Here is a 25,119-nt window from a genome sequence, read left to right on the forward strand (position 1 = left end):
TTATAAATTACCTAAGAAAGTTATTAAATGGCATATATAAAAAAGAAACTAGCAAATAATGGAAAAAAGGCATTTAGACTACTTATGGATGAGTTGAAAATTTCTATACGTGAAGCACAAAAACTCATTGATAAAAAAAGATTATTTTGTGATGGAAATTTGGTAGAAGAAAAAAATAAATTTTTAAATGGTTTAGTAGAATTAATCATATATGAAAACAACCCCAAAGGATTAGAAATAGTTTTTGAAAATGAAGATTTTGCCATCGTAGAAAAACCAAGTGGAGTGCTAACTCATCCTAATGGGCGCAATTGTGCTTATAGTCTTTGTGATGAAATTTGGTATTTATGGGGTGAAAAAGCTTGCGTGGCTCATAGACTAGATAAAGAAACAAGCGGACTTTTACTCATAGCAAAACATAAAAATGCACAAATTGAGTTAAAAACTATGTTTGAAAAAAGATTAGTGCAAAAAAGTTATCTTGCTCTAGTAAAAGGAAAAACTGAAAAAGAATTTATAGTAGATAAAAGCATGGATTTAGCTAAAGACTATGATACAGTAAAAACCAGGATGCATATTTGTGAAAATGGCAAAGAAGCTTTAACACAATTTTATACTTTAGAATATTTTGAAAATTTAGATGCTAGTTTAGTTTTAGCTAAACCTCTAACAGGCAGACAACATCAAATAAGATTACATTTGTTTCATGTGAAACATAAAATTTTAGGTGAACCTTTATATGGTTTAGAAAAAACACAAATAGAGCAAATATTAGATGGAAAAATGAGTGATATAAAAAGAGCTCAAATCACAGGTGCTAAAAGACTGCTTTTACACTCTTTTAGCTTAGAATTTACATATAAAAATCAAAAATTTTTGATACAATCTCAAAAAGATATAAAAGGTGAATTTTTGAAAAATCTACCTTAATCTTTTTCTAATTTTAAAACCTTATCAGTTTGGATTGCAATTGGAATTTTTTTGATAGGCTGACTAAAATCTCTACAATAATCACAAGATTTATAAAAATCTTGAGAATAAAATTCAAAAAATCTTTCTTTAGAATCCTCTAAATTTAAAAAATCGCCATTAAATTCTTCAAGTCCTTTTAAACGCGATAAAGAACTTGATATAGGACAAACAAAAACAGCTCCTTTAGGTGCTAATTGTTTATTTTCTAAGCCCTCAGATGTCATCAAACTTACACATGACATTTGACAATTATAATAATTTTTAATTATATCTTCTTTGCTTCTACCGCGCTTGTAAATTTTATCTATATCATACCAATAATCTATTGTATTATAAGAAAACGCTATATTATTTTTCTTAAGCTTACTCAAAATACTCTCTTGTTTTAAAGGTATTTTTAAATTTGGTGATTTTCTATAATCTGAAATACTTATTTTTCTTGCTTTTTTTGATTTTTTAAATCTCAAAATCAAATCTTCTTTAAAGTCTATTGTTGCATTAGTTAAAATATCAAAAGTTAGTATTTTCTTTTGAGTATCTAAATAATCAATCAATTGCGGTAAATCTTTAAATAACAAAGGTTCTCCACCTATGATTCTAACCCTTGCGATAGAATCTACCTTAGATAAAAGTAGCTCTAATGATTCTATAATGCCCTCTAAAGTACAAGTATATTGATTTGATGGTGAAAAATACTGCATCAAATTATTGCATGACTCACAGCGCAAAGTACATCTTGTAGTTAAAACTAATTCTAAATAAGGAATATCCACCTTACCTTCTAAAACCCTCTTTTCGAAGTATTTTTTCAAATAAAATTTTTTCATCAAAGCAGCATAAGGAACTTTAAAAATTCTAGCAATTCCTCTTTTACCATTTAAATACGAAAAATACCAAGAAATATTTGGTTTTATATATCTATTTTGAAATAATTGGTTTTCTAATAATTGTTTTTTATCTACCATTGTTTTTCCCTTCATTCTTTAATACATAAATAATTCCACCAAGTCCTATGATCACCACTATGCTTATAAAAATAAGCTGTGCTATATCTAAAAAAGTCATTGTTTACTCTGCCTTTCTTTAAGCTGTCCGCATGCAGCTGAAATATCAAGTCCCTTGCTTTCTCTTATCGTACAAGTAACACCTTTGGCACTTAAATAATCTTGGAATTTAACCGCATTTTCAACACTTGGTCTTTTATATAAACTTCCTTCGTGTGGATTAAAAAGTATTAAATTCACTTTAGCTTTTATGCCATTTAAAAGCTTGACTAGTTCTTTTGCATGTTCTATTTTATCATTTATCCCATCAATTAAAAGGTATTCAAACATCACTCTTTTACGCTGATCTATAGGAAAATTTCTCACCGCTTCCATAATGCTTGCTATATTATAAGCTTTATTAATAGGCATTAATTCACTTCTAAGCTCATCATTTACAGCATGGAGCGAAATAGCCAAAAGCACACCTAAATTCATTTCTCCAAGCTCTTTAATTTGCTTTGCTAAACCACTTGTGCTTATAGTTTGTCTTCTAGGGCTTATCGCTAAAGCATCATTATCAGCTAAAATTTTAACTGCCTTAGAAACATTTTTAAGATTATCCAAAGGCTCTCCCATACCCATATAGACTATATTAACCCTTCTTTCATAAGGTATGTTGTTATGTTTTTTAATCCATAAAATTTGTCCTACTATTTCTCCTGCAGTCAAATTTCTTTTCAAACCGCCTTTAGCAGTCAGACAAAAACTGCACCCACTTTTGCAACCCACTTGAGAGGAAACACAAATAGTATATCTTGCATGTTTGATGATTTTTCCATTTTCATCTACAAGCTCTTCTTTCATTGGTAGCAAAACAGCTTCGATTTTTTTACTATCTAAAAGTTCAAAAAGATATTTTATACTACCATCTTTGCTTTTTTCTTCTTTAACACATTTTAAAGGTGAAAAATGAAAATTTTCTTGCAAAAACACCCTAAAGTCTTTTGGTAAAGATGACATTTGTAAAAAATCGTCTGCATATTTTTTATATACCCATTCAAAAATTTGCTTTGCTCTAAATTTTGGTTGGACTAAATTTTCTAATTCTTCTTTAGTAAAGTCTAATATATTTTTTAATTCACTCAATTTTTTTCCTGTATAAGTTTTTTATCTAACAAAAAATCTTTTAATAATTCTTTTGCCTTTTGGTGATTTTTTAAAAAATCCTCATGTGCAAATTCATTACAAAAATTTGTCGCACATAAATAACAAATTCCTTCTATCCCTTGCATTTTTGCGCAAGAAAGCACTGCATATGCTTCCATATTTTCTATATGTACGCCTTTTTTAAAAAATTCTTGGGCAATATTTTCATCTTTGCAAATATAATTTGAAGAATTAATCATAGTTTCATGTGAAACATTTAATCTAATCTCATTAGATATAGGTGTATAAAAACTATCAAATAAATCTGCGTATTCTAAATTCGCTGCATTAGAACTTTCATAAATGTCTAAAATTTTTCCTTCTTGGTAAATTCCACATGTACCTATAAAAATCACTCTATCTACTTTTACTTGACTTAAAATTTTACCTAAAGAAAAAGCAGAATTAACTAAGCCTACACCTATACTTTGTGCAAATTTAAAATCCTCATTTCCTCCTGCACATACTATAAGATTTTTCAAAAATTAACCTTTATAAAAAATAATTCAAATTTTATCTAATTAGCGCTTAAAATAATGCTATAATTAATATTTTTTAGATAGAATAAATTTATGATAAAAGCAAAAAAACATTTTGGGCAAAATTTTTTATGTGATAAAAGCGTGGTAGATAAAATCATCCAAGCCATACCCAAAGATACTAAAAATATAGTTGAGATTGGGCCTGGCTTAGGTGATTTAACGCAAGAACTTTTGAAAATTCCACAAGCTCATATTAGAGCTTATGAGATTGATAAAGATTTGATTCCTATTTTAAATAAAAAATTTCAAAATGAGATTGAAGGTGGAAATTTTGAGCTTATTCATCAAAATGCAAGTGATGCTTTTGATCAAGGAAGTTTAAGCGATAAAGAGTACTTTTTAGTAGCAAATTTACCATATTATATTGCTACAAATTTGATTTTAAAAGCCCTAGAAGATCAAAATTGCCTTGGGCTTATAGTAATGGTGCAAAAAGAAGTGGCACAGAAATTTTGTGCGAATGAAAAAGAAAGTAATTTTTCGGCCTTAGGGGTGCTTTGTGCATTAATATGCCAAAGACAAATGCTTTTTGATATACAACCACAAAGCTTTAATCCTCCACCAAAAGTTACTTCAGCTGTAATGAAGTTAATAAAAACTACTCATTATCAGCAAAAATGTGAAAATATAGAAGCTTTTAAAGAATTTCTTAGAGCTTGTTTTCAAAATCCTAGAAAACAACTCTTATCTAATTTTAAAAATAAAAAAGAAAAAATTCTAAAAGCATTTGAAGCACTAGACATCTCTTCTACCTCAAGAGCTCATGAAATTAGCGTTGATTCATACCTTAAAATTTATGACTATTTAAAGGATGACTATGAGCGAAGAAAACAAAACTCAAGAACAAAATAAAACTAAAAGATTTAATAAATTTAGAAACAAAAGAAAAAAAGATTCACAAAATCAAGAGCAAAATAGTGAAATTAAAAATGAAACAAAAGTAGAAAATGCTCAAACTGAAGCTAGCGAAGAAAAAAAGAAAAAGAAAAAAAATAGAAATTTACCATCTAAATTAAGTGGTAATGAAGAATGGCAAATAGAACTTGCCAAAAGTATAGAAGCTAATAAAATCATGCACGAGCTAAGACTTCACCCTTTAAAACACAACAACTCAAGCGAACATAAAATTCGTATTACACCTTTGGGCGGGCTTGGGGAAATCGGTGGAAATATCACTGTTTTTGAAACTAATAATGATGCGATTATCATTGATATAGGTATGAGTTTTCCAGATGGAACTATGCATGGAGTAGATATTATCATACCTGATTTTGACTATGTAAGAAAGATTAAAAATAAAATTCGTGCTATCATCATCACTCATGCTCATGAAGATCACATCGGTGCTGTGCCATATTTTTTCAAAGAATTTCAATTTCCTATCTACGCAACACCTTTAGCACTAGGTATGATTTCAAATAAATTTGAAGAGCATGGTTTAAAGGCTGAGCGTAAATGGTTTAGACCTATAACAAAAAGACAAATTTATGAAATAGGTGAATTTAATTTAGAATGGATTCACATAACCCACTCTATCATCGATGCTTGTGCTTTGGCTATTAAAACTAAAGCAGGAACCATCATACACACTGGCGATTTTAAAATAGATCAAACACCAATTGATGGCTATCCAACGGATTTAAGTCGTTTAGCTCAATATGGCGAAGAAGGCGTACTTTGTCTTTTAAGTGATAGTACAAACTCATATAAAGAAGGTTATACAAAAAGTGAAAGCTCCGTAGGACCTACTTTTGATCAAATTTTTGCCAAAACTAAAGGCAGGGTAATCATGAGCACCTTTAGCTCTAATATCCACCGTGTATATCAAGCTATTAGTTATGGTTTAAAATATGGCAGAAAAGTGTGCGTTATAGGGCGTTCTATGGAAAGAAATCTCTATACTACTATGGAACTTGGCTATATCAAGCTTGATAGAAAAATTTTCATTGACGCTGATGAAGTAAGCAAATATAAAGATAATGAAGTGCTAATTGTTACCACAGGAAGTCAAGGCGAGACTATGAGTGCTTTATATAGAATGGCAACTGATGAGCATAAATTTATCAAAATCAAACCTAGCGATCAAGTTATCATTTCAGCTAAAGCAATACCAGGTAATGAAGCAAATGTTTCTGCTGTGCTTGATTTTCTTTTAAAAGCAGGAGCTAAAGTAGCTTATCAAGAATTTAGTGAAATTCATGTAAGCGGACATGCTAGTATAGAAGAACAAAAACTCATGCTAACTTTAGTAAAACCTAAATTTTTCTTACCAGTGCATGGAGAGTATAATCATATCAATAAACACAAAGAAACTGCTCTAAAATGTGGTATACCTGAAAGAAACATCTACTTAATGAGTGATGGGGATCAAGTAGAGCTTTGTCAAAAATACATCAAACGTGTAAAAACAGTTAAAACAGGAAAAGTCTTTGTGGATAATCAAATCAACAAACAAATCGCAGATGATGTGGTAATTGATAGACAAAAACTAGCAGATAGCGGTATAGTTGTCATCATCGCCCAGCTTGATAAAGCAAGTAAAACACTAATTAATAAACCAAGAGTATTTAGTTATGGCTTGGTAGCTGATAAACAAGATGGAGCATTCTCAAAAGAAATGAGTGATGTTTTAAGTCAATTTTTCCCAAATGTAAAAGATGAAATTTTAGATAATCCAAAAGTTTTAGAAGCTCAAATTAGACAAGTACTAAGAAAGCATATTTTTAGAAAAATCAAAAAATATCCAACCATAGTACCAACTATTTTTGTGATGTAAAGTAAAATTATGAGAATTAATAAATTCATCTCACACAATAGCAAATATTCTCGCCGTGAAGCTGATGAGCTAATCAAGCAAGGCTTAGTAAAAATCAATAAAAAAACAGCCTTACTAAGTGATAGTGTAAATGCTGAAGATAAAGTTTTTATCAATGGTAAAAAGCTTCATAAAAAAACACAATTTTCAGTCATCATTTATCATAAACAAAAAGGTGAAATAGTTAGTAAAAAAGATGATAGAGGCAGAAAAACCATCTATCATACTTTACCAAAACAATTTAGCACTTGGCTTAGCGTAGGAAGACTTGACTTTGCAAGCGAGGGATTGCTTTTATTAACTGATTCACCTGTAATAGCAGATGCACTTATGCATAGTGATTTAGAAAGAGAATATTACTTAAAAGTAAAAGGTAATATAGATAAAAATGTCATCGAAGCTATGCAAAATGGCTTAGAAATTCAAAATGAAAAAAAAGGGGCTCACGCCAAAACTAAAATAACCTCAATGAGTTTTGCTCCATTTTTAGGCTTTGAAATTTTTGGCTCAAGCGGAGGCTATACGAAACTAAAAGTAATCATTAATGAAGGTAAAAATAGGGAGCTAAGACGCTTTTTTGGACATTTTGATTTAGAAGTGATGGATCTTAAAAGAGTGGCATTTGGAGCATTAGATCTTGGTATGTTAAAAGCTGGCAAATATCGTTATTTGGAAAATGGTGAGTATGAAAAACTGCGCGATTTTTTAAAAATAAATGATATTAGGTATTAAAATTAATACTTTAAAAATACTTAAATTAATTAAAATTTAATTTTAATTTTGTATAATTAGCAATTTAATTTATATAAAAAAGGAAAATTATGGCAAACCATAAATCTGCTGAAAAAAGAGCAAGACAAACTATCAAAAGAACTGAAAGAAATAGATTTTATAGAACAAGATTAAAAAACATTACAAAAGCGGTTCGTGAAGCAGCGGCAAATAACGATAAAGAAGCTGCACAAAATGCATTAAAAGTAGCTAATAAAAGCATTCACGCTATGGTAAGTCGCGGATTTTTGAAAAAACAAACTGCATCACGCCGTGTTAGCAGATTAGCATTATTGGTAAACAAATTAGCATAATTAATGTTAGCTGATAAACTCAAACCTTTTTTAGCACGCTTTGATGAGTTAAATACTCTTCTTAGTGATGTTAATATCTCTAATGATATTTCTAAAATGACAGCTCTATCTAAAGAGCAAAAAAATTTAGAACCCATAGTAGAAAAAGCAAAAGAATATCTCAAAACCTTAGATGATATAGAAGAAAATAAACTTCTTTTATCTGATCCTGAACTAGGTGAACTTGCAAAAGAAGAACTTAAAAATCTCGAAGTTTTAAAGCCACAACTTGAAGAAAAATTAAAAATTCTCTTATTACCTAAAGATCCAAACGATGATAAGAATATCTTTTTAGAAATTCGTGCAGGCACAGGTGGTGATGAAGCTTCTTTATTTGTTGGGGATTTAGTAAAAGCTTATATACGCTATGCTGAAAATCGTGATTACAAATATGAAATTGTAAGTTCAAGTGAAGGTAGCGTAGGTGGATTTAAAGAAATCATCATTCTTATCAAAGGAAATGGAGCTTATTCAAGGCTAAAATACGAAGGTGGCACACATAGAGTTCAAAGAGTACCTGAAACAGAATCTCAAGGTAGAGTTCATACTTCAGCTATTACAGTGGCTATTATGCCTGAAGTTGATGATGTTGAAATTCAAATCAATCCAAATGATTTAAAAATCGATGTAATGCGTAGTAGCGGTCATGGTGGTCAAAGCGTAAATACCACAGATAGTGCTGTAAGAATCACTCACATTCCAACAGGTATAGTTGTAGTAAATCAAGATGGCAAAAGCCAACATAAAAACAAAGAAAGTGCCATGAAAGTCTTAAAGGCAAGGCTTTTTGAAATGCAAGAACAAGAACGCTTAGCTAAAGAAAGTCAAGCAAGAAAATCACAAGTTGGAAGTGGTGATAGAAGCGAACGCATACGCACTTATAATTTCCCTCAAAATAGAATTAGTGATCATAGAATAAATCTTACTTTATATAGACTTGATGCGATTTTAGAAGGTGGACTTTTTGATGAAATCATCGAGCCATTAATCGCTTATTATCAAGCAGAGGCTTTAAAACAAGAAAATTTATAATTCTTGTTTTAATTATTGCTTGCTAATAAAATTCTATATTGTTCTTTATCAACATTTATCAAAAGTGAAACTAATTTAAAAGCTCTAAATTTTTCCATTACAAAAAGATCTTTACTATCTTTTAAAACTATAGCAACTAAATTTTTCATTACTTTATCAAGCCAAATATTTTTATATTTATCATTTGCTGAATGATATCTTCCAATAGCATTCCAATTAAACCCGTATCGTTGTATAATTTCATAAAGTAATCTTGCTGCTATGTCTATATTTGCACTAACTTTTACAATCTCTTTTTCGCTAACACCATAACGCTTTAAATGAATACTATTAATTTGCATTAAACCATAATCTCTTGTTTGATTTTTATTTCTACCAATGATATTATGTTCATAAGCTGCATTCTCTGTCAAAGCTATGGCTTTAAGTAATGCCATGGGTATATTATACTTTCTAGCCGCGATTTTAAAATCTTTATCATATTTATAAAAATTTTCAGGTATATAAATATCACCTATAAAAATTTTTGTATCAAAAGCAAAAGTAAAATTAAAAAATATTGCTAATAATAAAATCCTTTTTAACATTTTACTCCTTTATAGTACTTATGCTATAGCAAATTTATAAATAAAAATTATGCAAATAAGTTAATAAATTATCTAAGAATTTCTTTTATAGTAAGTTGAGGGGTGATTAATCCTCTAAAATTATTTTTAGAAATACTAGCTATAAAATCAATATTTTCACCAATTTCTGGCTCATAGTCAAAATTAAAAAATAAAGCTTCTAAAGTCTTATTTCCTTGTGTTAAAATAAGTTTTATATGATTTTCATCTTTACCAAGTCTTTTTTTGTTTTTTACAAAAAGCTTATCAAATTTAAAATATGGTCTTGGGTTTTTATGCCCAAAAGGTTCAAAAAATTCCAATATCTCTAAAAGTTCAAAATCAACTTCATTTGGATCAATACTACCTAAAACCTCATCAGTATTGTAAAAATCATCTTTAGGGATATTTTGACAAATTTCATAAAGCTTATTTTTAAAAATACCAAATTTTTCAAGCTCGACTAAAACTCCAGCTGCACCTTTATGTCCACCATAGCTTAACACAAATTCTTTAGCTTGTTCTATAACATTTAAAATATCTATCCTACCCACGCTTCTAACGCTAGCTTTAGCCTTTTGCTCACATTCTGAAAAAACAAAGGCAGGCTTGTTAAAATGCTTTGCTAAACGACTTGCAACTATACCCAAAACACCCTCATGCCAATTTTGGCCATTGACAATAATCACAGGATCATTTTCATCAACTTGTTCTAAACATTGTTTAAAAAGCTCGCGCTCTTCATCTTTACGGCTATTATTATAAGTAATGATTTGTTCTAAATAACCCATAACCTCATTAATATTTTTAGAATGCAAAAATTTATAAGAAATAATCGCATCATCCATTCTACCTGCACTATTAATCAAAGGTGCAATTAAAAAACTAATATTATCAAGCTCAAATTTATCCTTACCAAAATACTGCTTGATAGCTTTAAATGCAACTCGTTTTGAATCATTAATACATTCTATGCCTTTTCTAACTAAGGCTCTATTTAAATCCCTAAGCTCCATCATATCTGCGATAATTGCGATAGATAAAAGCTCTATAAATTTACACATATTATAATTAATTTTACATACTTCTTTTATAGCAGCAACTAAATACCAAGCCACTTGAGCACCACAAATTTCAATATCAGGAAATTCACAATCTTGTTGTTTAGGATTAATAATCGCATAAGCTTTTGGTAAAGTAGCTGGAGGCATATGATGATCGGTAATGATTAAATCAATTCCTTTTTGTAAACAAAGCTCTGCTGCATCAAAAGCTGCTATACCATTATCTACAGTGATGATTAAATCTACCCCATTAAGTTCATTGATGATTTCTTCATTTAGACCATATCCATCTTTAAAACGATTTGGAATTTTTACCACATAGTCATATCCGATATCATCAAAAAATTCAGATAAAATCACACAAGAAATCACCCCATCTACATCATAATCTCCAACAATAGCAAGCTTTTGATTTTTTTCAATCGCTTCTTTAATACGCAAAGCACCCTTATAGACATCTTTTAAACAAGATGGCATAGGTAAATCACAAAGCTTTACATGTGTATCATTGATAAAACGCTGGTGTAAAATTTCTTTTATTTTGGCTTTATTTAGCATGATTTGTTAAAGATGCCTTGATAAAAGAAAAAATAGCCGGATTAACCCTAACTAAGCGTGAAGTAAATTCAGGGTGAAACTGCACTGCTAAGAAAAATGGATGATCTTTAAGCTCTACAGCCTCAACTAAACCTTCATTTTCCCCACTTATAATAAGCCCATTTTTTTCAAACATTTCTTTATATTTTGGATTAGCTTCATAGCGGTGGCGGTGACGTTCTTTAACGCTTTTTTGATTATCATAAACCTTACTTAAAAGTGTATTTGGCTTGATATGACACTCATAAGCTCCAAGACGCATAGTTCCACCAAGTGGAGTTTTACTTGTTCTAATTTGCTTTTCTCCACTTGCGTCAATAAATTCATCAATCAAAAAGATGATAGGATTTTTACAATTTGGATTGAATTCATGAGAATTTGCATCTTCTAGTTTTAAAACATTGCGTGCAAATTCCACTAAAGAAAGCTGCATACCCAAACAAATTCCTAAAAATGGAATTTTATTTTCTCTTGCATATTGTATGGCTTTGATTTTTCCTTCTACTCCACGGTAGCCAAAACCACCTGCTACTAAAATCCCATTTACATCTTTAAAGCTTTCTTCGACATTTGCATTTTCTAATTTTTCACTATCGATCCATTTTAAATTTACTCTTGCATCAAGTGCTGCACCTGCATGGATAATGGCCTCTGTTAAGCTTTTATAGCTTTCTTTTAAATCTACATATTTTCCTACAAAAGCGATGCTAAGTTCATTGCTTGGAGCGATGACTCTTTTTACTAAAGAATCCCATTCGTTCATACTTGGCTTTAAATTTTGAAGATCTAATAAACTTGCAATAGAATTTAAAATATCTTGTTTTAAAAAATTTAGTGGAATTTGATAAATACTAGCTGCATCCACACTTTCTATAACGCAGTTTTTTTCAACTCCGCATGAAATTGCGATTTTGTCTTTTAACTCTCTATCTAAAGATTTTTCACTTCTGCAAATGATCATATCAGGGCTTATACCTATACGGCGTAATTCCCCCACACTATGTTGAGTTGGTTTTGTTTTAAGTTCTCCTGCTGCTTTGATAAATGGCACTAAAGTCAAGTGAATATTAATAGCGTTGTATTTACCCACTTCAAGTTTTAAAGCTCTAATAGCTTCTAAAAATGGTAAGCCTTCTATATCTCCTACCGTGCCACCTATTTCAACGATTAAAATATCTTTATCAACTCCGGCCTTTTTAATGCGATCTTTTATCTCATCAACTATATGAGGGATTACTTGTATAGTTTTTCCTAAGTAATCTCCTCTTCTTTCTTTTTCTATAACACTTTGATAAACTCTTCCTGTTGTGAAGTTATTATCTTGAGTTAAATTCTCATTTAAAAATCTCTCATAATGTCCTAAGTCTAAATCTGTCTCAGCTCCATCTTCAGTTACAAACACTTCCCCATGCTCTAAAGGACTCATCGTGCCAGGATCTACATTAATATAAGGATCTGCTTTTAAAATACTTACTTTTAAACCTGAATTTTTTAAAATAGTAGCAATAGATGCTGCTGCTATACCTTTTCCTAATGAGCTTAAAACACCACCGGTTACAAAAATATACTTAGTTTGTTTTAATTTCATAAAATAACCTTAATTTCTTTTTTTAAAATTATAACGAATAAAAAATTTTATTTTTATAAACATTTGTGTAAAATTCAATTATTTTTGAAGGAAATTTTCGATGAAAATCACATTATTAAATCATACTCCACTTTCTGTATGCTCTCATGCAACAAGAACATGTTGGCAAAGTTTTGACAAAGGTGATTGTGGTGGTGAGAAAGACAAAGAATTAATCGATCGAGTGGGAAATAAATTCAAACATGCTTCAACCTTAGAGCATTTAAACTATACTTTTTATATACAAGGTATTTCAAGAGCATGCTTACAAGAAGTTGCAAGACACCGCCACACTAGTCCTAGTGTAAAAAGCACAAGATATACTTTAAAAGAACTAAGAAATGAAAGCGAATTTAAAGAAAATGACTTTGAAAATGCTAAAAGATACTTAGTATTAACCGGAAATGAAGTAGTAGATAATGCAAGTATCAAAGCTTTAGAAAATCTGCGTTTGATTTTGCAAAATAGCATTAGTTTAGATATAGCAAAATACTGCTTACCAGAAAGTTATAAAACAGAATTAACTTTAACAATTAATGCAAGAAGTTTGCAAAATTTTATTACTCTAAGAAGCTCAAAATCAGCCCTTTGGGAGATAAGACAACTCGCAAATGCTTTATTTGAAAACTTGCCTGAGGAACATCAATTTATTTTTAAACATTGTGTTTATCAAGAAGAAAATTCCCAAGATTAATTGGGAATTTTTACTTATATTTTTTTAAGAAATTCAGTTTTCAAAACAATCACACCAAATTTATCTACTTTAGCTTCAATTTCAGTGTCTTTGTTTGTAAGCTTAATATTTTTTATAGTCGTTCCACGCTTTAAAGTAGTGCTTGCACCTTTTACCTTTAAATCTTTCACAACACTTACACTATCACCTGTATTAAGCTCAGTTCCATTTGCATCTTTTGGCATATATTCTCCTTAGAATTTATAAGTATATCCTAGATATAAACCATAATTTGTTTGTTTAGGATCGTAAAAGTTTGAACCTACCATATTTTGATAAAAATTTCTTGTATTATAATGAGTTTGCTCGGCTTTAAAACCAAACTCAATTTCATTTGCTTGATTTAACTCATATAAAGCACCGATTTTTGCTCCATAAGTATAACCATCAAAATCTTGAGATAATGATAAAAAGCTTGTTTTTAAAGTAATATCTGTTCTTGCATAACCACCATATACCCCTAAAACTGCTCTTGCTTTTTCAAAGATTTTTGGAGTAAAATCATAACCAAACAAAAACTTATGTGTAGTAAATTCTCCATCAATTTTTAATCTTGTGGTATTGATTACATCACTAAATTCGCTTGAATAATTATAAGCACCATAAATTCTATGATTTTCACTAAAGCGATAACCAACTCTTAAACCAAAAACAGGAACATCACCTTCTAAATCACCATTAAATTTTTTATTATTTTTAGTATGATCAAGATCAGATTTTACCTTAGTATGAAACCAACCAGCATCAATACCTAATAATATTCCTGAATTTTCATCAGCTAAAGCTAAATTTGAAACCAAAGCAACACTTGCAACTAAACTAAATAATTTTAATTTCATATTTTCCTCCTTAAAATAAGACTTAATATATCCTTTTATTTTTAATAAAAACTTAATTTTGTGGTACCACTAAATCAGATCTACACTCAATCACGGTATGAACATTACCACGAGGGTTAAAATCACCTACTACTTTTATCCATTTTGGATCAAGTTTTTCTTTTAAAGTATTATAAATTTCATTAATACTTGCTTCATGTGAAACATTTCTATACATAAAGGTATTAATATAAAGTTTGATTGCTTTAAGTTCTACTACTAATTTATTTGGAATGTATTCTAAGTAAATTGTAGCAAAATCAGGATACCCACTACGCGGACAACAACACATAAATTCAGGTAAAGTGATTTTAATCACATAATCATTTTTAGCATCATTTGGCCAAACTTCCATATTTTCTACACTAAATTCTTTGATTTCTTTTTCACCATATCGCATTTATAATCCTTAGTTTGTTTTTAAAACTTTATAATACCACAATATTTTATATTTTATTTTGACAAAATTTAAAAAGCTTATCTTGAAGTAAAAGTAATTTTTCACTTTCATTACTAAGAATTTTTATACACAAACCCTCATAAAAAAGTTGATTTATATCGTCAAATGAAGCTTTTAATTCTTCATAAAACTCATCGTATCCAAAAAGATAAATACTCAAATAATGCGTATGATTTGCAAAAAAATTTAAATCATTTTCTTTCATATAAGAAGGATTGATTTTAATTTTATCATTTAAAATTAAAGTATCATTTCTATAAATTTGAGTTAAACTCTCATAATTTTTAAAAGCAAATTTTTCATCCATAGCCACTCTACCAAAAATGACAAAATCAACATAAACTAATCTTGAAAAAGAAGCCAGATTAATCTTTGTATTTTGTATAAAATTTGCATTTTCTTGAAGCAAAAGTGGCTTTGGCATATAAAAAAAGCTTGCATTTTCTTCAAGAGTAAAATCAATATTTTTACTCGCAAAAGAATCTTTAGTATCATATACCTTTTCATAACTTTGTGTGAGTATAGCGGTGTTTGTACTTTTCTTACATATGATTTCAAAACTTAAATGATCCTCTTTAAAAATTCCAGCACTAGAGTTTAAAACATATATACTAGTTAATTTTTTATCATAAAAATTCCTCATAAGTTTAAAAGGAGGAGTAAAAAAAGAATTTTTTATGATAGTTTTTTCATTGATAGTATCTAATGTAAGTTTAAAAACACTCTTTTGAGCAAACAAATCAATCCTTTAAAAGTGTGTATTTTTTAATCCAAGTAATGATTTCATCTAAACCTTCTTTAGTTTGAAGATTACTCATGATAAAAGGTCTATCTCCACGCATTTTTAAAGTATCTTCTTGCATGATTTTTAAAGAAGCATTCACATAAGGAGCTAAATCTATTTTATTGATAATCATTAAATCAGATCTACAAATAGCAGGACCACCTTTGCGTGGAATTTTTTCTCCTTGAGCAACATCTATAACAAAGATAAAAAAATCCACAAGTTCAGGTGAAAAAGTCATTGATAAATTATCTCCACCACTTTCTATAAAAATAAGATCTAAATCGCTAAAGCGTTCTTGTAAAAGTTCAACAGCTTCAAGATTACAAGAAGCATCTTCTCTAATGGCTGTATGAGGACAACCTCCAGTTTGCACTCCAATGATTCTTTCTTTTTCAAGAACGCCTTGTTTGATTAAAAAATTTGCATCTTCATTTGTATAAATATCATTCGTAATTACAGCCAAAGAAAGCTCATCTTTTAAAGCTTGACATAAATTTAATACTAAAGCTGTTTTACCACTACCTACAGGACCACCTATGCCTATTTTAACCATTATAACCCTTTTAAGAAATATAAATTTTAAATGCTAAATTTTGGTGTTTTATACCCAAATAATCATTTAAGATATTGTGATTTTCACACCAATCTTTTAAAGTTAAATTTTGTAATTTAGAAAGAACCTTTTGAAAATCTTGCTGTAATTGAAAAAGTAAAATCTGCCCTTCATTTTGCGATAAAGGCACGATTTTTACAAGAATATTAACAAAATTACTCATTAAAGCAAATAAAAAACTTTCATACATAAAATCAAGCTCATTATCTTTACAAAATAAAGCATACACAAAAGGATAAATAGGAGTTTGATTTCCTTTAATGTATTGATTTAATAAAGGATTTGATAATCCATAAAGACTGACATTTTTTACAAAGCGTTTAGCTAAAAAAACATAAGCTTGACTTTGTTCTTTTGCAACTATACTTGATAAAAATTTTCTTTGAAAGACTAGTAAATTTTTTACATCATTTGCATTTTCATAAGCTATTTTCAAAGCTAAAAGTTCAAAATACAAAATATTAGAATAAAGCTGAGTTTTTAAAACTTTTTTAGCATCTTCTATATTTTTTATATAAGCAAAATTCACATAAGATTCTAAACCAAAAGAATGTGAAAAAGCTCCTATAGGAAAAGAAGAATCACTAATTTGCAAAAGTAAAAAGTTTAATTTATTCATCTTTATTCTTTAATAAGTTTAAAATTTGGATCAACTTGGATAAAACTTGGCATATCAAGCATATATTTTGGCTCTAAAATTTCCTCACATTTTTCGTATTTTATATTAAATTTTTCTAAAAACCTTATGATAGAGTTTTGTTCTAAAGTAAGAAGTTTATGATCTTTATAAAATAAATTTAAGTGCATATTACCCACTTGATAACTTATTAAAGCAAGGTTGTATTCATTTTCTATGTGAATTTTTAAAACTTTTTCAGGTTTAATCTTCACTAAAATCAAAAAATCCTCATCATATAAACAATCATTATGATTTAAACCTTTATTACCAGGTATTTTTATAGCGACATCTAGTCCTTTTAAAGTCGTTGTTCTTAATATCTTTTTAAAAGTATCAAACCAACTAAGCTCTAAAAAATCGCATTCTTTGTTTAAATCATAATGCGTTATTTTATTTTGAAGTAAAATCATCAAATCATAAAATATTTTCTAGCTAAAGCTAAAGAATCAACACTCTTAGAGCTAATAAGCTCACCATTTATTTTTACTTCATAAGTTTGTGGATTTACTTCTATATCTTGAACTTTATCATTAAATTTCAAGTCTTTTTTAGTAATATTTCTACAATTTTTTACTGCAACACATTTTCTTTTTAAGCTTAATTTTTCAGGCATATTAGCTTCTAAAGAAACTTTAGAAACAAAATGTAAAGCATTTTCATTTAAATTTGCTCCAAACATTTTTTCATAGATAATAGGCTCAGGTGTTGGGATAGAAGCATTAGCATCGCCTATTTTTGCACCTACTATCAAGCCACCTTTTAAAATAAGCTTTGGTTTTACTCCAAAAAATTTAGGTTGCCAAAGCACTAAATCAGCAAATTTTCCTACTTCAATAGAACCAACATAACTATCAATCCCATGTGCAATAGCAGGATTTATAGTGTATTTTGCTATATAGCGTTTAATACGGAAATTATCGTCTAAATCATTATCTTCTTTCAAGGCACCAAATTCTTTTTTACATTTATCAGCACTTTGCCATGTTCTTAAAATCACCTCACCTACGCGTCCCATAGCTTGAGAATCACTACTCATAATGCTAAAAACACCCATATCATGAAGTTTATCTTCTGCTGCTATAGTTTCAGGACGAATTCTACTATCTGCAAATTCAACATCTTCTTTGATTTTATTATCTAAATGATGACAAACCATAAGCATATCTAAATGTTCATCAATGGTATTTTTAGTAAAAGGCATAGTAGGATTAGTACTTGCAGGTAAAACATTTTCAAAACCTGCCATTTTAATAATATCAGGAGCATGGCCACCACCTGCACCTTCAGTATGAAAAGTATGGATAACTCTACCATTAATAGCTTTAATCGTATCTTCTACAAAACCTGCTTCATTTAAAGTATCTGTATGGATAGCTACTTGTATATCCATTTCATCAGCTATATTTAAACTAGCATCAATCACACTAGAAGTAGCACCCCAATCTTCATGAATTTTTAAGCCGCATGCACCGGCTATGATTTGCTCTTTTAAAGCATTTTTATTACTTGAATTTCCTTTACCTAAAAAGCCAAAATTCATAGGGTAATTTTGCGTAGCTTTTAACATAGAATGTATATGATAAGCCCCACTTGTGCAAGTTGTAGCATTTGTTCCCTCACTTGGTCCTATGCCACCTCCTATCATAGTAGTAACACCACTATATAAGGCACATTCAATTTGAGTTGGGGAGATAAAATGTATATGAGTATCAATACCACCTGCAGTTACTATTAAACCTTCTGCACCGATAATATCTGTACTTGTGCCTATAACTAAGCTAGGATCAACTCCATCTTGTATATCAGGATTGCCTGCTTTTCCTATACCTACTATATAGCCATTTTTTATCCCAATATCTGCTTTATAAATACCGGTATAATCAACAATCAAAGCATTAGTTAAAACTAAATCCGGAAATTCTCCCTCACTTACACTTTGAGCCATACCATCTCTAATATTTTTACCACCACCAAATTTAACTTCTTCGCCATATAAAGTATAATCTTTTTCTACTCTTAAAATCAAATCTGTATCTGCTAATCTTACTCTATCATTAGTTGTTGGACCATACATATTCACATAGTCTTTTTTGCTAATCTTAATCAAAGAAATCCTTTCTCTTTTGCTTTTGATAAAGCTTTAGTTTTATTTTCATCATTGATAAAATCATCACAAAGATTATTAAAACCTAAAACCTTTTTTAAACCACCAAATTCTATTAAACTTACTGTTTTTTCTTCACCTGGTTCAAATCTCACACTTGTTCCTGAAGCGATATTTAACCTTTTACCATAAGCTTTTTCTCTGTCAAAAGACAAAAAGCGATTAACTTCAAAGAAATGAAAATGCGAACCAACTTGTATAGGACGATCACCTTTATTGCTTACTTTAATTTCTATAGAAGTTTTATTTTCATTAAGCACAATAAATTCTGATGATAAAAATATCTCTCCAGCTTTTATTTTATCATCATTTGCTATAGGCTCATGTATAGTAACTAATTTTGTGCCATCTTCAAAAGGAAGTTCTATTTGAATTTCTTCAAGCATACTTGCAACACCATCAATCACATCTTCACTTGTAAGTAAAGTTTTCCCTATGCTCATCAATTCACTCACACTTAAATTTTTTCTTGCAAGTTCCATTAATTCATAACATATATAAGCTAAAGCTTCATTATAATTTAATTTTATTTTTTGCTCTTTTCTATCTTTAGCGATTTTCCCTGCATAATGAAGCATTAATCGTTGCAATTGCTGCTGAGTAAAATGCATTTTAATCCTTATAAATTTTTTAGATATTATATAACTATTTGCTTGCTTTTAAGCAAAAAATTCTATTACATTTTTTAATTCTATTTTATAGTCTTTTTGAATTTCTATAAAAGGAAGATTTAAATTTTCACATTGAGCTTTAAATTTTTGATGATTTAAAATAAGAGTGTTTATTTCTTCTTTTTCACTAAATAAACGCTTTTCTATAACATTTTCATTTTGATAGATTAATTCATAATTTTGCAAAATATATTTTTTTGAAAAAAGAATAAAAAGTATTTTAATATCAGAATGATTTTGAAATTTTTGTAACTTTTTTGGAGTAAGATAAAATCCTTCAATGATTAAATTTTGTTTATTTTCTATACAAGTTTGAATCATACCATCTACAATAGGAAATAAAAACTCAGCTATTTTTTCATCCTCATCTACTTTAAAAGGAAAATTTTTCATTCCTTTAATCAAACCCATTTTTAGATGGTCTAAACTCAAATAAGGATAAGAAAATTTTTCAAGAAGTTTTTGAGCAAGCAAGGTCTTACCTGTGTGACTTTCTCCCCCAAGTAAAAAAATCATTCTTGAAAATTAAAAATTAGCTTTCTTAAATTTTCTTTTTCATTTTCTTGTAAAAAAGAAGCATTAATGGCATTAATACAAAGTTTTTTAACCTCATCTTTACTAAGTTTAAAAGCTTCATCTAAGGTTATAAAATTTTCTAAAATATATCCTCCAAAATACGCTGGATCATCTGAATTTACACAAACACAGACATTTTTTTGTAAAAGTTTTAAAATATTATGTTCTTGCATATTTTGAAAAACTTTTAATTTTATATTTGATAAAGGGCACATTGTTAGCGGAATTTGTTTTTGAATAATTTCTTTTAAAAGCATATTATCATGCTCACATTTAACACCATGATCTATTCTACTTACACCAAGTTCTAAAGCTTGTTTGATATACTCACTATTTCCTTCTTCACCCGCATGCATAACTAATAAAAAGCCTTCTTCTTTGGCTTTTTGAAATAAATTTTTAAATTTAAAAGGAGGATTATTAAGTTCAGAACTATCAAGTCCTATGGCTTTGATCTTATCTTTATATAAACAAAGCTCATCTAAAGTTTTTAAACCCTCATCCTCGCTTAAATGCCTTAAAATACAAACGATTAAAAAACTTGAAATTCCAAATTCTTCTTTTGCTTTTTGCAAAGCTTGCCAAATTCCTTCTATAACATCTTTTAAAGCTATATTTCTAGCAGTATGAGTTTGAGGATCGAAAAAAATTTCAGTATGAACTACATTTTGCTCTTTACACTTTTTCATATAAGCAAAGGTTAAATCATAAAAATCTTGCTTGGTTTGTAAGACATTTGCACCTTGATAATATATATCTAAAAAATCTTGTAAATTTGAAAAATCATAAGCTTTTTTTATCTCATCCTCACTTTTATATTTTAAAACAATGTTATTTCTTTTAGCTAATTCAAACATCATTTTAGGCTCTAATGAGCCTTCAATGTGTAAGTGCAATTCTACTTTTGGAATATTTTGTAAAAAAGTTTTCATTTATTAAATAACTCAACATTCCATATTTCAAAAAATTCATTGATAAATTCTTCTGTTCTGGATTTAATTTCATCTTTATTCCATAATTCTTTGTTCAATAACTCTTTATTTATTAGTAAATCAGCGTTTTTACGAATATAATTTTTAGCTTTTCCATCACCATTAAGTTTAGCTTGCCAATTCATATTTCTTAAAGATGAATTAAGACTTCCTTTTAATAAAGTCATATTTCCTATTTGATATATAATTTCTTCAGCTTCATCATCATTAATAATATCGTTCCAATGTTCTTTCCAACTTTGTGGCAATAAATGTTCTAAAGTATAGACATAATTCAAACCTAAAGTATTATCTTTATAATCTTTATTTTTATATTGTCTATATAATTCAATCCAAAATAAAATAAAATTAGCATCCTTATTTTTTATACAATATAACCAATTTCTAACTTCATTTTTATTAAAATATTCCCCATATCTATCATAACTTTCAAATTTTATAATATTTATTATATTATCAATATTACTATTTTGAATTTTTTTAATAATTTTTGAAAAAAATTTATTATAATCTTTTGTTTCAGGATTTAATAAAATCAGCATTTCTAGTAAATATAAACATTCTTTATAAATATTTTCATTTTGACTTAATATTTTTTTAAGAAATAAAATTAAAGGCATAACAGTATTAGTATTATATACACTAATTATATGAAAAAACCTCAACTCATAATTTTCATATTTTAAAACAGTTGTTTTATTTATATCCGGAAAATTACGATATATCCTTGCATAATCTTTTAATTCTTTTAATAATTCTTTTAAATCATTTTCATTTAAATTTTCGATATGTTTTTTATACAAATCACTTAAATTACTTAAATTATGTATTTCTGTATTAAAAATATCTTTTATTATTGCATAAGAATATAAAAATATTTCACTTTTATTTCTTTTAACTCTACCACTTTCAATTTCTTCATTCCAAAATTCTTGTTCGATTTCATCTTTGTCAAATACACTATCCCAATATTCTTTATAATATTGCATAGCTTTATCTTCATTAGTTATATCTATAATTTTACCAAATAAGGCATTTTTTATAATATCAGTAGAGGATAATCTTTGCCCTGTAGAATTTATAGAATCAAAGATTTTTTGCTCATCTTCATCTTTATTTAAGCAGACAACAACCCATAATTTACTTCCTATAATAAATTCCACAAAATTATATAAATTAATATTTTGTTTTAAATTTTCAACTTCTTTTTTAAAATAATTATAACAACCAAAAATTCCATCTTTTTCTTGATTATCTATATTTTCATCTTTTAAAACTTTTTCATATTTTTCTTTGTCTAATTTAGAATGATTAATTCTTGGTTCCTTTTTAGTAAATAAAAAAGTTTTTAATTCTAAATCTTCTCTTTGCTCTTGATTTAAAAAATCATATAAAACTTTAATTAAAATTGAAAAAGTAGTAAGTCTTTGTTGTCCATCAATAACAATAGAATAATTTTCAACTCCATTATTTCGCTTTAAAACAATAGAACCTAAAAAATGCTCTTTTTTATTTAAAAAACTATTTTTTAAATCATTTAATAATTGTTCCCAATGTTCTTTTTTCCATACATAAGGTCTTTGAAAAAAAGGAATAACTATCTTTCTTTCATCTCTTATAAAATTAAATTTGTTTTCTCTAGCTTCCATATTATCTCCTTATTTAATAAATCAAACATCTAAATGTTTAACATCTTTAGCATGAGCTTGTATGTACTCACGGCGTGGTTCTACATCATCACCCATGAAAAGGTTGAAAGTATCATTTGCTCTTTGAGCATCCTCTATGGTGATCTTTAACAAACGACGATTACTTGGATCCATAGTTGTTTCCCAAAGTTGTTCAGGATTCATCTCACCAAGACCTTTATAGCGTTGTATATAAGCACCTTTTTTAGCATTTTTTTCAACTTCATCTAAAATTTCTAAAATATCTTTATCAAATTTTAAGTCTCTATCTTTAATTTTTTGATAAATATAATTTGCCTCTTCATATAAAGGATTAGCAAATAAATCATCATTGATGATAAGCTCTTCTAAACCATTTTCAGTTTGTACATAAACACGAATTTCATTTTCATTGATATATGAATTTAAGATATTGTGATTTTGTTTTTCTAAAAATTCTTTTATGACTTTAAATAATTCTTCATTAGAAGCTTTTATCAAATCAGGATTTTCTATCAAATACCTAATCACTGAAATTACATTAAATCTTTTTTCTAATTCTTTTAAAACACTTCTATAAGCTGCAACTATTTTTAGAAAATCTTTTAAATCGTTTAATCCTATACCCTCATAAGTAGAACTTTCTATACCTGTTTCGATCAAATAATCATTTAAAGCTTTTTCATCTTTTAGATAAATTTCTTTTTTTTGACCTTTTTTATAGCGATATAAAGGTGGTTGAGCTAAATAAATATGTCCATTTGTTACAAGATCATTCATAAAACGGAAGAAAAATGTCAAAAGCAAAGTTTGTATGTGAGAACCATCTACATCAGCATCTGTCATAATGATGATTTTATGATATCTTAGTTTTTCTATATCAAACTCATCACCGATCCCACAACCAAAAGCTGTGATCATATTTTGAATTTGTTCACTTTTTAAAATTTTATCTAGTCTTGCTTTTTCAACATTGAGTATTTTACCTCTTAAAGGTAAAATCGCTTGGAAAGTTCTTTCTCTACCTTGTTTTGCAGAACCTCCCGCACTATCACCCTCAACTAAATAAATTTCGCTTTCACTCGGATCTTTACTTTGACAATCAGCTAATTTTCCTGGTAAAGTCCCTACACTTGAACTTTCTTTTTTACGGGTTAATTCTCTAGCTTTTTTAGCTGCTTCTCTACCACGAGCTGCCATTAAAGCTTTATTCATGATAGCTTTTGCTTCGATAGGATTTTCTTCAAAGTATTTTGTCAAATACTCAAAAGAAGCCTTAGAAACTATAGGTCTAACATAGCTTGAACCTAATTTTCCTTTAGTTTGTCCTTCAAATTGTGGCTCAGGTACTTTAACACTTACAACTGCTATTAAACCTTCTCTTACATCATCACCTGTGATTTTAGAGTCTTTCTCTCTAGCACTAGCATTTGCTTCAATGTAATTGCTAATAACACGAGTTAAGCCCATTCTAAAACCTGCTTCGTGCGTTCCACCATCTGGAGTTTTTATATTATTAACAAAAGAAAGTAAATTTTCACTATAACTATCATTATAAAGCAATGCTACTTCAACATTTACATCTTCTTCATCTACATTGAAAAATATTGCCTTAGTTAGAGCTTGTTTTTTATTTAAATCTGTAACAAATTGACTTATACCACCTTCAAAATGAAAGCTTTCTGCTTTTCCTACACGATTATCTTTAAAATTTATAGTAATTTTTGGATTTAAATATGCAAGTTCACGAAATCTTTTAGCTAAAATTTCATAATCAAAATCAGTCACTTCAAAAATTTGATCATCTGGCCAAAATTCTATGATTGTTCCTGTTTTTTTACTTTTACCTATGGTTTCAAAATTACTTGTAACTTTACCTTCTGAAAATTCTTGGCGATAAATTTCTCCATCTCTATGCACTGTAGCAACTAATTTTCTTGATAAAGCATTTACAACGCTTACACCAACCCCGTGTAAACCACCTGAAACTTTATAAGTATCTTTATCAAATTTTCCACCTGCATGAAGCACGGTTAAAACTACAGTTAAAGTAGGGATATTTTCAGTAGGGTGAATTCCCACAGGAATTCCTCTACCATTATCACTTACTATACAAGAGCCTTCTGTAGTAATTTCTACATTAATCGTATCACAAAAACCTGCCATAGCTTCATCAATAGAATTATCCACTACTTCATAAATCATATGATGAAGACCGCCTATGTTGGTATCACCTATGTACATACCAGGGCGTTTTCTAACAGCTTCTAAGCCTTTTAAAACTTTAATATTTCCTGCGCCATAATTTTGATTTTCTTGCATTTATTTT

At 28.6% G+C, this 25,119-nt stretch carries 27 protein-coding genes; 7 read left to right on the top strand and 20 right to left on the bottom strand.

The annotated features are described in order from the left end of the window. Positions 1-27: 27 nt before the first annotated feature. Positions 28-930 carry an RluA family pseudouridine synthase gene (locus L8V85_RS02710; protein WP_263737429.1) on the top strand — a complete coding sequence of 301 codons (903 nt, stop codon included), beginning with the start codon at positions 28-30 and terminating at the stop codon, positions 928-930. On the opposite strand, the gene L8V85_RS02715 is transcribed toward L8V85_RS02710, so the two are convergent. From L8V85_RS02715 to L8V85_RS02730, 4 genes are read right to left on the bottom strand one after another with little or no spacing between them, the layout of a single operon-like run. Beyond that, positions 927-1,937, bottom strand: a complete 1,011-nt coding sequence (locus tag L8V85_RS02715; protein WP_263737430.1) for a radical SAM protein — start codon at positions 1,935-1,937, stop codon at positions 927-929. The genes L8V85_RS02710 and L8V85_RS02715 overlap by 4 nt on opposite strands. Next, positions 1,927-2,037: a hypothetical protein gene (locus tag L8V85_RS02720; protein WP_263671546.1), complete on the bottom strand. Its 111-nt coding sequence runs from the start codon at positions 2,035-2,037 to the stop codon at positions 1,927-1,929. The genes L8V85_RS02715 and L8V85_RS02720 overlap by 11 nt, the downstream gene beginning before the upstream one ends. Further along, on the bottom strand, positions 2,034-3,104 hold the full coding sequence (rlmN, locus tag L8V85_RS02725) for a 23S rRNA (adenine(2503)-C(2))-methyltransferase RlmN (protein ID WP_263737431.1): 1,071 nt from the start codon (positions 3,102-3,104) through the stop codon (positions 2,034-2,036). The genes L8V85_RS02720 and rlmN overlap by 4 nt, the downstream gene beginning before the upstream one ends. Further along, on the bottom strand, positions 3,101-3,646 hold the full coding sequence (locus L8V85_RS02730) for a purine-nucleoside phosphorylase (RefSeq protein ID WP_263737432.1): 546 nt from the start codon (positions 3,644-3,646) through the stop codon (positions 3,101-3,103). Before L8V85_RS02730 ends, rlmN begins: the two co-directional genes overlap by 4 nt. Before the next feature lie 90 nt (positions 3,647-3,736). Between L8V85_RS02730 and rsmA the strand changes: the two genes are divergently transcribed. The 5 genes from rsmA to prfA all read left to right on the top strand — a co-directional run bounded on the left by rsmA (position 3,737) and on the right by prfA (position 8,677). Next, the gene (gene rsmA, locus L8V85_RS02735; protein WP_012660773.1) at positions 3,737-4,558 is read left to right on the top strand and encodes a 16S rRNA (adenine(1518)-N(6)/adenine(1519)-N(6))-dimethyltransferase RsmA; all 822 of its coding nucleotides are present in this window, start codon (positions 3,737-3,739) and stop codon (positions 4,556-4,558) included. Beyond that, positions 4,524-6,482 (top strand): ribonuclease J, encoded by a 1,959-nt coding sequence (locus tag L8V85_RS02740; protein WP_263661398.1) that lies wholly within the window; start codon positions 4,524-4,526, stop codon positions 6,480-6,482. Before rsmA ends, L8V85_RS02740 begins: the two co-directional genes overlap by 35 nt. Before the next feature lie 9 nt (positions 6,483-6,491). Continuing rightward, complete coding sequence (locus L8V85_RS02745; RefSeq protein ID WP_263737433.1) at positions 6,492-7,253, top strand: pseudouridine synthase; 762 nt, start codon at positions 6,492-6,494, stop codon at positions 7,251-7,253. An 89-nt stretch (positions 7,254-7,342) separates the two neighbouring features. Then, positions 7,343-7,606 (top strand): 30S ribosomal protein S20, encoded by a 264-nt coding sequence (gene rpsT / locus L8V85_RS02750; RefSeq protein ID WP_039617063.1) that lies wholly within the window; start codon positions 7,343-7,345, stop codon positions 7,604-7,606. Positions 7,607-7,609: 3 nt separating this feature from the next. Then, entirely contained in the window at positions 7,610-8,677 is a 1,068-nt protein-coding gene (gene prfA / locus L8V85_RS02755) for a peptide chain release factor 1 (RefSeq protein WP_133319093.1), read from the top strand. A gap of 8 nt (positions 8,678-8,685) precedes the next feature. Here the strand turns inward: prfA and L8V85_RS02760 are convergent, their stop codons facing one another. The 3 genes from L8V85_RS02760 to L8V85_RS02770 all read right to left on the bottom strand — a co-directional run bounded on the left by L8V85_RS02760 (position 8,686) and on the right by L8V85_RS02770 (position 12,531). Next, positions 8,686-9,264: a lytic transglycosylase domain-containing protein gene (locus tag L8V85_RS02760; RefSeq protein ID WP_133319092.1), complete on the bottom strand. Its 579-nt coding sequence runs from the start codon at positions 9,262-9,264 to the stop codon at positions 8,686-8,688. 68 nt (positions 9,265-9,332) lie between these two features. Continuing rightward, positions 9,333-10,904 carry a single-stranded-DNA-specific exonuclease RecJ gene (gene recJ / locus L8V85_RS02765; RefSeq protein WP_263659219.1) on the bottom strand — a complete coding sequence of 524 codons (1,572 nt, stop codon included), beginning with the start codon at positions 10,902-10,904 and terminating at the stop codon, positions 9,333-9,335. Further along, positions 10,894-12,531 carry a CTP synthase gene (locus tag L8V85_RS02770; protein ID WP_263659220.1) on the bottom strand — a complete coding sequence of 546 codons (1,638 nt, stop codon included), beginning with the start codon at positions 12,529-12,531 and terminating at the stop codon, positions 10,894-10,896. The genes recJ and L8V85_RS02770 overlap by 11 nt, the downstream gene beginning before the upstream one ends. Before the next feature lie 100 nt (positions 12,532-12,631). On the opposite strand from L8V85_RS02770, the gene thyX reads away from it, so the two are divergent. Next, positions 12,632-13,264 carry an FAD-dependent thymidylate synthase gene (gene thyX, locus L8V85_RS02775; protein WP_039617054.1) on the top strand — a complete coding sequence of 211 codons (633 nt, stop codon included), beginning with the start codon at positions 12,632-12,634 and terminating at the stop codon, positions 13,262-13,264. A gap of 14 nt (positions 13,265-13,278) precedes the next feature. Here thyX and L8V85_RS02780 read toward each other — a convergent pair whose 3' ends face one another. The 13 genes from L8V85_RS02780 to gyrB are packed head-to-tail and all read right to left on the bottom strand — an operon-like array spanning position 13,279 to position 25,112. Continuing rightward, complete coding sequence (locus tag L8V85_RS02780; protein WP_133319089.1) at positions 13,279-13,488, bottom strand: alkylphosphonate utilization protein; 210 nt, start codon at positions 13,486-13,488, stop codon at positions 13,279-13,281. A gap of 9 nt (positions 13,489-13,497) precedes the next feature. Continuing rightward, positions 13,498-14,142 carry a porin family protein gene (locus tag L8V85_RS02785; RefSeq protein WP_263737434.1) on the bottom strand — a complete coding sequence of 215 codons (645 nt, stop codon included), beginning with the start codon at positions 14,140-14,142 and terminating at the stop codon, positions 13,498-13,500. A 52-nt stretch (positions 14,143-14,194) separates the two neighbouring features. After that, a complete protein-coding gene (gene queF / locus L8V85_RS02790; protein ID WP_039617048.1) occupies positions 14,195-14,581 on the bottom strand; it encodes a preQ(1) synthase in 387 nt (128 codons plus the stop codon). Positions 14,582-14,627: 46 nt separating this feature from the next. Then, positions 14,628-15,380, bottom strand: a complete 753-nt coding sequence (locus tag L8V85_RS02795; RefSeq protein WP_263659223.1) for an urease accessory protein UreD — start codon at positions 15,378-15,380, stop codon at positions 14,628-14,630. Position 15,381: 1 nt separating this feature from the next. Beyond that, positions 15,382-15,981: an urease accessory protein UreG gene (ureG, locus tag L8V85_RS02800; RefSeq protein WP_214125663.1), complete on the bottom strand. Its 600-nt coding sequence runs from the start codon at positions 15,979-15,981 to the stop codon at positions 15,382-15,384. A 10-nt stretch (positions 15,982-15,991) separates the two neighbouring features. Beyond that, entirely contained in the window at positions 15,992-16,660 is a 669-nt protein-coding gene (locus tag L8V85_RS02805) for an urease accessory protein UreF (RefSeq protein WP_263661393.1), read from the bottom strand. Between the two features lie 2 nt (positions 16,661-16,662). After that, positions 16,663-17,130: an urease accessory protein UreE gene (locus tag L8V85_RS02810; protein WP_263737435.1), complete on the bottom strand. Its 468-nt coding sequence runs from the start codon at positions 17,128-17,130 to the stop codon at positions 16,663-16,665. Further along, entirely contained in the window at positions 17,130-18,827 is a 1,698-nt protein-coding gene (gene ureC / locus L8V85_RS02815) for an urease subunit alpha (protein ID WP_263737436.1), read from the bottom strand. Before ureC ends, L8V85_RS02810 begins: the two co-directional genes overlap by 1 nt. Continuing rightward, on the bottom strand, positions 18,824-19,495 hold the full coding sequence (ureB, locus tag L8V85_RS02820; RefSeq protein ID WP_133319084.1) for an urease subunit beta: 672 nt from the start codon (positions 19,493-19,495) through the stop codon (positions 18,824-18,826). Before ureB ends, ureC begins: the two co-directional genes overlap by 4 nt. A gap of 48 nt (positions 19,496-19,543) precedes the next feature. Further along, positions 19,544-20,071: an adenylate kinase gene (locus L8V85_RS02825; protein ID WP_263737437.1), complete on the bottom strand. Its 528-nt coding sequence runs from the start codon at positions 20,069-20,071 to the stop codon at positions 19,544-19,546. After that, positions 20,068-21,063, bottom strand: a complete 996-nt coding sequence (locus tag L8V85_RS02830; RefSeq protein ID WP_263737438.1) for an adenosine deaminase — start codon at positions 21,061-21,063, stop codon at positions 20,068-20,070. The genes L8V85_RS02825 and L8V85_RS02830 overlap by 4 nt, the downstream gene beginning before the upstream one ends. Next, positions 21,060-22,772: a DUF262 domain-containing protein gene (locus L8V85_RS02835; protein WP_263737439.1), complete on the bottom strand. Its 1,713-nt coding sequence runs from the start codon at positions 22,770-22,772 to the stop codon at positions 21,060-21,062. The genes L8V85_RS02830 and L8V85_RS02835 overlap by 4 nt, the downstream gene beginning before the upstream one ends. A gap of 21 nt (positions 22,773-22,793) precedes the next feature. After that, entirely contained in the window at positions 22,794-25,112 is a 2,319-nt protein-coding gene (gyrB, locus tag L8V85_RS02840; RefSeq protein WP_263671557.1) for a DNA topoisomerase (ATP-hydrolyzing) subunit B, read from the bottom strand. Positions 25,113-25,119 lie beyond the last annotated feature (7 nt).

It is taken from the genome of Campylobacter sp. IFREMER_LSEM_CL2090, assembly GCF_025771865.1.
Lineage (GTDB): Bacteria > Campylobacterota > Campylobacteria > Campylobacterales > Campylobacteraceae > Campylobacter_D > Campylobacter_D lari_D.